This window comes from Desulfitibacter sp. BRH_c19 (assembly GCA_001515945.1).
GTDB lineage: Bacteria > Bacillota > DSM-16504 > Desulfitibacterales > Desulfitibacteraceae > Desulfitibacter.
Window position 1 is genome coordinate 1 of sequence record LOER01000027.1, and the last position, 7,255, is coordinate 7,255.

Here is a 7,255-nt window from a genome sequence, read left to right on the forward strand (position 1 = left end):
ACAAAATTGTACAGGAGATTTGTAAAAAATATGATGTCTTATTGATGATGGACGAGGTTGTTTGTGGCTTTGCAAGAACTGGAACTATGTTTGGATATGAGCACTATGGAATAGTGCCAGATATGGTGACAATGGCTAAAGGAATGGCCAGCTCGTACATGCCCATATCAGCAACCGTTGTAACCCAGGAAATATTTGATATGTTTGTTGATGATCCGTCTAAACCGTTAGCATATTTTAGGGATATTAGTACTTATGGGGGCTGTGCAGGTGGTTGTGCGGCTGCCCTAGAAAATATTCGTATTATCGAAGAAGAAAACCTCTGTGAAAATAGTGCAAAGGTAGGCGCTTATTTTATAGCTAGATTAAACGAACTCCTTGACCTGCCAATTGTAGGAGATGTACGTGGTAATGGATTGTTTGCTGGCATTGAGATAGTAGAAGATAAGGCATCAAAGACACCTATGAGTGATGCTGTACTTGGACAAATAATGGCCAACATTGCTAATGAAGGTGTTTTAGCAGGTAAAACTAATAGAAGCTTCCCTAATCAGAATAATGTAATTGCATTTGCGCCCGCATTGATTGCGACTAAAGATGATATTGATAGAATAGTTTCAGCTGTGAGAATAGGGCTTGAAAATTCATGTAAGAAATAGCTATGTGTATAGGAGGGGGAGGAAGATGGCATCATTTTATTCAGTTAAATGGGTTGAAGCGGGAACTGGTGCGCTTAACAAGGTTGGAGATATTGTAAAAAGCATTGGTAAATCATCTATTTTTTTACTCATGGATCCAAGCCTTGTCAATAATGTAGCAAATGTTAACCATAGGGTTGAAAAGTTGTTTGAAGACAATAATATTAAATTTACTCTCTTTAGTGACTATAGTGGGGAACCTACTATAGAACATGTCAATGCTGGATTACAAGTTTTAAAAAGCAATAAATGTGACTGTGTCGTAGCAATAGGTGGGGGAAGTGCTATGGACTTAGCCAAAGCAATAGCACTATTTTCAGAGTCACCAGAACTTCCATGGGGAGAAATAGTTAATCAAAATCAGTTGAAGCGGCTTCCACTGATAGCAATTCCAACAACTTCAGGAACCGGTTCAGAAGCTACTAAAATAACAGTCATTATTGATACTGTGAAAAAAATAAAGATAAATCCAAACCATCAAGATTTAATACCAGATGTAGCAATTTTGGATCCAGAATTAATTGCAACTCTTCCCAAAAATTTTACTGCCTTTACAGGAATGGATGCATTGGGTCATGCCATGGAAGCTTATGTTTCCAATAAGTCTACTCTTATGAGTGACTTCTATGCTGTAGAAGCTATAAAGCTTGTAGGAAAGTATTTAAAGCAAGCTTATGATGACGGTTTAAACCTTGAAGCAAGAGAAGGCATGACTTTAGCAAGCTATTATGCTGGTTTAGCTTTCTCCAATTCTTCTACAAATCTAGCACATGCAGCTGGACGTGTACTAGGGGTTCATTTTAATGTGCCCCATGGATTGGCCATAGCTCTTTTACTGCCATTTGTAATGAGATTTGGTCTAGAAGTATGTGAGGAGAGGTATGCTGAGGTAGCTATAGCTCTTGGTGCTGATCCTGGGAAGAAAACTAAGGCAGATTTGGCAAAAGAAGCAATAAGTATCGTTGAAGATTATAATGAAGGATATGATATCTGGAATGCAGCAAAACAATACATTAAAGATAAGGATGAATTTTCCTTAAAAATACCTGCGATGGTTACAGATGCTTTATCCGGCGGTGGTATTTTAACAAATAGAAAGCTTCCAAATGAAGACCATGTGACAGATATTTTCAATTTGCTTTGTAATAAACTCTAATACATCACGGAGCTAAGTTTGAATGGATAAGAAGCAATTACTTGCTGCTACCTGCTTTGTACAGCAAACTGACGTAAAGCACGAAAGTATACTTCTTTCGTAGCTGCCTACTGCTAGCTATTTCCTATACTGGGCATATCTATTGTAGATATTTACCCTTTATAGGAAATGTAGGCCGGATTTAGCAACATAACTCCAAATACCAGATACTCCAGGAGTAAATATCGTATAAGATAATATAACTGAAAAAGCCTCTTAATTTTTGAAATTAAAAGTATGTTTAAAATAGTTTAAAATATCTGAAAAAGAAAGGTTGTAATCCTAATGAAAATTCTTTATAATGTACTTAGATGTAGAGACGTCATTACGTCATTACAAGCATGTAATTTGACTGTGTCACTAAAAATAATGGAGGTGAATAAAAGTGAGGAGAAACTTATACTCTGATTTTGCTATGGTAGGTGGTTTTGGGTTAAATGTTTTTACTGAAGAAGAAATCTACAAGATTCATCTTGCAACCCTTGAAGTTCTAGAGAAAACAGGTTTGTACATAGGAAGCGAAGAGGCAATGGACATTCTCGAGGGTGGAGGAGCAAAAGTTGATCGGAAAAATAAAATTGCTAAACTTACTCCTTATATGGTAGAAGAAGCTATTCGCTCTGCCCCCCCTAAAATTGTTCTCTATGGACGTGATTCTAAAAATGATCTTGTATTAGAAGGAAAACGAGTGCATTTTAGCACCTTTGGTCAAGGTGTTTCAATCATGGACTTGGACGGAAAAGTTAGAGACTCTGTTAAGCAAGATGTAGGCGATGCTGCATTATTGACTGATGCTATGGAAGAAGTAGATGTGTGTGAGAGGTCTTTGGCAGCTGGTGACATGCCAAATGAAACTGCTCCTCTACATGAAGCTGAAGTGGTGTTTTCGAATACTTCTAAGCATACCATTCATGGGCCAGGTAATGGATGGGGAGCCAGCAAAATAATTAAGATGGCTACAGCTATAGTTGGTAGCGAAGAAAAGCTGAAGGAGCGTCCTATATGTACTATTAATTGCTCCCCAACTAGTCCCCTTTCACTTGATGAGGATTGCTGTACTGGTATAATGGCTTGTGCAAGAGCTGGGGTGCCCTGTAACCTAGTATCTATGGTAATGGCTGGGGCAACATCCCCTATCACACTATCAGGTGCTCTGGTAACCCATAACTGTGAAATTCTAGGGGGAATTGTTCTCCACCAGCTTATATCTAAGGGGGCTCCTGTTATTTATGGATGTTCTTCACTCACCTTTGATTTAAAATTAACAACAACTCCAGTTGGTTCTCCAGAACTTGCAATGTTAAATGCTGCCGTACCAAAATTAGCACAATATTATTTATTGCCAAGTTTTGTTGCTGGTGGATAGGCAGACAGTAAATTACCAGATGCACAGGCAGGCCACGAAAAAACGTTAACAGGTTTATTAGCAGCTCTATCCGGCGCTAATTTAATCTATGGCCCAGGTATGCTAGATTCTGGTCTAATCTTTAGTTTTGCTCAATTATTAATCGACAATGAAATCATTAAGATGATTAGAAAGGTAATGCAAGGGATTCCTGTAGATGATGAATGTTTAGCAGTAGATATCATTAATGAGGTAGGGCCTCGTGGTGATTTCTTACTGCAGGAACATACAATGAAATATATGCGAACCTTGCCATCGTATCCAGTCTTGATTGACAGAAGAAAACGTGAACATTGGTTAGAATTAGGGTCTAAAGATATGGCTGAACGTGCTGCGGAGAAGGCTAAAGATATTTTGCAAAACCACAAACCTTTACCATTAAGTAGTGAGGCTGCATCTGCACTTCGTACAATTGTACAAGAGGCTGATGCAGAATATGCAGAAAAAAGAAAATGAAAAATGGTTGTCAAGATAGTTAAATTAGGGAATTCTTTGGTAGGCATCAAAGAATTCCCTAAAAGCTATTTGATAATATTAAATTTTGGGGTTAGATTTCAGAAACTTTTAAATTTTTAGTATGCTTTGATTGGGAATTTAGCTGTTTTCTAATATATCTAAGATAGGTGGTATTAGAATTCAGTATAATGTTGCAAGGTATGCGAGGTGGTGATTATGATAAATTGTTAGTAAATAAATACAAGGAGATGTATTGCAACGACTATAGTGGACAGGTCTAAGGAGACTGTGGACTAACGAGTAATATGACACAAATTCGGTAAATGTGTTCAAGGATTAAGATCCAAGTTTTTAAAAAAGAGGAGGGAAATTAATGGAAAAATTAATGGAAAGGTTTATGAAGGGACCTAAAATTGAGCCTGTAGTATTCTGGTGTTCTTTAACTGCTCTTGTAATTGCAAGTGCATTGGCAGCAATTTACCAGGATAAAGTACTAACGAGTGCTAATAAAATTATGGGTGTTTATACTGGACAGTGGGGATGGTCCTTTATGATTTTTGGAGCAGCTTCTATCATCTTTCTGTTTTGGTTGGGCTTTGGTCCATATGGTAAGATTAAATTAGGTAAGCCTGATGATAAACCTGAGTTTTCCACAATAGCCTGGATGGCTATGCTATTTTGTACAGGAATTGGAACAGGTTTAGTTTATTGGTCAATTATTGAACCTATTTACTATATGCAGGGTCCCCCATTTGGTCTTGAAGTAGGGACTGCTGAGGCAGCGGAATGGGCTGCTGCTTATGGTATTTACCATTGGGGTCCAATACCTTGGGCTATAATGCTAGTTTTTGGTGTTCCGCTTGCCTATTCTTATTATGTGCGAAGAAATGATAGGCTTAGTCTTGGAGGTGCCTTTAAAGGGCATTTTGGTAAAAGTGCAAGTGTATGGGGGCCTAATGTAATAGACCTTCTAGTGATGTTTGCGGTCTTAGGAGAAGCTACTACAATTTTAGGGCTAGGTACGCCAATGCTTTCTGCAAGTATTGCTAAACTTGTTGGTATACCAGAATCATTCTCATTGACCGTAACCATTTTGCTGATTTGGACTTTAATATTCTGTACTAGTACTTTTTTGGGATTAGATAGGGGTCTTAAAAAGTTAAGTACTATTAATGTTTACTTGGCAGTTTCTTTACTTATTTTCACTTTGTTTGCTGGACCTACAAGTTTTATTTTAAACACATTTACCAACAGTATAGGTCTTATCTTTCAAAATGCAATCCGAATGACTTTTTGGACGGATCCAGTTGGCCAGGGTGGTTGGCCGCAAGGGTGGACTATCTTCTTCTTCGCATGGTGGCTTGGAGCAGCACCTTTTGTAGGGGTATTTTTGGCGAAAATATCAAAAGGCCGTACAATTCGGGAAGTTGCGATAGCTCCTCTCATTTGGGGCTCATTGGGTTGTGCTGTGTTTTTTGCGGTATTTGGAGGGATATCCTTAAACATTGAACTGTATGGAGCTCAATCTATGACTCAATTAATGGCTGATAGTGGCCCTGCAACCACCATCGCCGCAATTTTATCCCAACTACCAATTGCTACAGTCGTTTTCCCTTTGTTTATTTTGCTAATGTTCGTCTTCTGTGCTACAACTATTGACTCCTGTTCCTACAGCCTTGCCATCGTATGTACAAAGGCTTTAAAGCAGGGTGAAGAACCAGCCCGTTGGAATAGGATGTTTTGGGCTATAGGCATAGGTATATCAGCTGTAACTTTGATGGCAATAGGGGGATTGCAGCCGCTTCAGGCTCTGTCACTTGTTACCGCAGCTCCTCTAATGTTCATTGCTGTTGCTTTAGCAGTTTGCTTTGTGAAGGATATAAAGAAGGATACTCAAGGTTTTATTAAACATGAGACTATTGGTATAGACTATGATCCTATAAGTGACTCTGTTATAAATCATGAGCCAATAACTATGTCAACTCAAAAGGTACTTAATAAATAGTCTATTGTGCTACATTGTTAAATCTTTTCATATTCTTTTTAGGAGCTTTTCATTAATTAAAGAATGGGAGGCTCCTTAATTAAATCCTTGACGGTCATCCGGAGCTTACATATACTAGTAGAAGTAAATACGTTCTTACATTATGATGATTTCGGGGTGATAACTATGAAAATCAATACAAAAAGCTCTATGCCATTACATGCCCAGGTTAAAGAAATATTAGTAAAGGAAATACTCAGCGGGTGTTATTCAGAAAAAATTCCAAGTGAAATGGAACTGATGAAGAGATTCGATGTGAGTAGGTCCACGATACGTCAAGCGATTAATGGGCTGGTTGATGAAGGATATTTAGAGAAAATACATGGAAAAGGCACATTTCTTGCCTTACGTCCAGTAGAAGAATGGCTAGGCCAATTTAGAACCTATAGGGAAATTATCGAAAATATTGGCATGAGACCCAGTATCAAATTAGTAAGTAAGGGTAAGACGTCCTCTCCAAAAGATGTGGCAGAAGTACTTGGACAAAAAGAGTTTTATGCAATAAAGAGGATAAAATATGCTAATGAAATACCAATTGCCATTGAAAAGGTATATTATCCTATCAAGATTGGACTAGAGTTAGCAAAGTATAACTTGAATAATGCAGCAACATACAGCCTATTGACCTCAATGGGTATAAATCTATGGGAGGCAGAGCAAATAATAACTAGTGCCATTCCTACTAAAGAACAGTGTCAAGTGCTAGGCATAGATACATCAATTAGTGTACTTTCAATTGAAAGGATTAACTATGATCAAGAGGAAAATATTGTCGAATACGAAAAAACTGTATTCAGGTCGGATATGTACTCATTTCGAGTGAAACTAGGAAGAACCCTAAGTTAAACTTCTTTTTTGAACTTGGTTCACTATCAGCATTAGTACTTTAAGCAATGAGTTTATCCGATGGTTAACTACCACTAGACTCCCACCTCTTGCTCTGCACTGGTATTTCTACGCATTGCAAAAATCACAATGCTAGAACTACTGGCGGCTCTGCACTGGTATTTCTACGCATTGCTAAATCACAATGCTAGAACTACTGGCGGCTCTGCACTGGTATTGCTAAATCACAATGCTAGAACTACTGGCGGCTCTGCACTGGTATTTCTACGCATTGCAAAAATCACAATGCTAGAACTACTGGCGGCTCTGCACTGGTATTTCTACGCATTGCAAAAATCACAATGCTAGAACTACTGGCGGCTCTGCACTGGTATTTCTACGCATTGCAAAAATCACAATGCTAGAACTACTGGCGGCTCTGCACTGGTATTTCTACGCATTGCAAAAATCACAATGCTAGAACTACTGGCGGCTCTGCACTGGTATTTCTACGCATTGCAAAAATCACAATGCTAGAACTACTGGCGGCTCTGCACTGGTATTTCTACGCATTGCAAAAATCACAATGCTAGAACTACTGGCGGCTCTGCACTGGTATTTCTACGCATTGC

At 38.4% G+C, this 7,255-nt stretch carries 5 protein-coding genes and 1 pseudogene; all 6 read left to right on the forward strand.

Annotated elements, in window-relative coordinates; all coding sequences use genetic code 11:
- The 6 genes and pseudogenes from APF76_17720 (at position 1) to APF76_17745 (ending at position 6,644) form a co-directional block, all read left to right on the forward strand.
- Positions 1-659 (forward strand): annotated as a pseudogene (locus tag APF76_17720).
- 25 nt (positions 660-684) lie between these two features.
- Positions 685-1,854 carry an alcohol dehydrogenase gene (locus tag APF76_17725; protein KUO50988.1) on the forward strand — a complete coding sequence of 390 codons (1,170 nt, stop codon included), beginning with the start codon at positions 685-687 and terminating at the stop codon, positions 1,852-1,854.
- Between the two features lie 454 nt (positions 1,855-2,308).
- On the forward strand, positions 2,309-3,259 hold the full coding sequence (locus APF76_17730) for a trimethylamine methyltransferase (protein ID KUO50992.1): 951 nt from the start codon (positions 2,309-2,311) through the stop codon (positions 3,257-3,259).
- Positions 3,260-3,358: 99 nt separating this feature from the next.
- Positions 3,359-3,754, forward strand: coding sequence for a hypothetical protein (locus APF76_17735; protein ID KUO50989.1), 396 nt, complete (start codon positions 3,359-3,361; stop codon positions 3,752-3,754).
- Positions 3,755-4,127: 373 nt separating this feature from the next.
- Complete coding sequence (locus APF76_17740) at positions 4,128-5,759, forward strand: hypothetical protein (protein ID KUO50990.1); 1,632 nt, start codon at positions 4,128-4,130, stop codon at positions 5,757-5,759.
- Between the two features lie 165 nt (positions 5,760-5,924).
- The gene (locus tag APF76_17745) at positions 5,925-6,644 is read left to right on the forward strand and encodes a GntR family transcriptional regulator (GenBank protein ID KUO50991.1); all 720 of its coding nucleotides are present in this window, start codon (positions 5,925-5,927) and stop codon (positions 6,642-6,644) included.
- Positions 6,645-7,255 lie beyond the last annotated feature (611 nt).

What these genes read in the sequence shown, in the direction of transcription:
- APF76_17740 (KUO50990.1), top strand. Translation starts at nt 4,128, where the DNA reads ATGGAAAAATTAATGGAAAGGTTTATGAAGGGACCTAAAATTGAGCCT.
- APF76_17730 (KUO50992.1), top strand. Translation starts at nt 2,309, where the DNA reads ATGGTAGGTGGTTTTGGGTTAAATGTTTTTACTGAAGAAGAAATCTAC.
- APF76_17725 (KUO50988.1), top strand. Translation starts at nt 685, where the DNA reads ATGGCATCATTTTATTCAGTTAAATGGGTTGAAGCGGGAACTGGTGCG.
- APF76_17735 (KUO50989.1), top strand. Translation starts at nt 3,359, where the DNA reads ATGCTAGATTCTGGTCTAATCTTTAGTTTTGCTCAATTATTAATCGAC.
- APF76_17745 (KUO50991.1), top strand. Translation starts at nt 5,925, where the DNA reads ATGAAAATCAATACAAAAAGCTCTATGCCATTACATGCCCAGGTTAAA.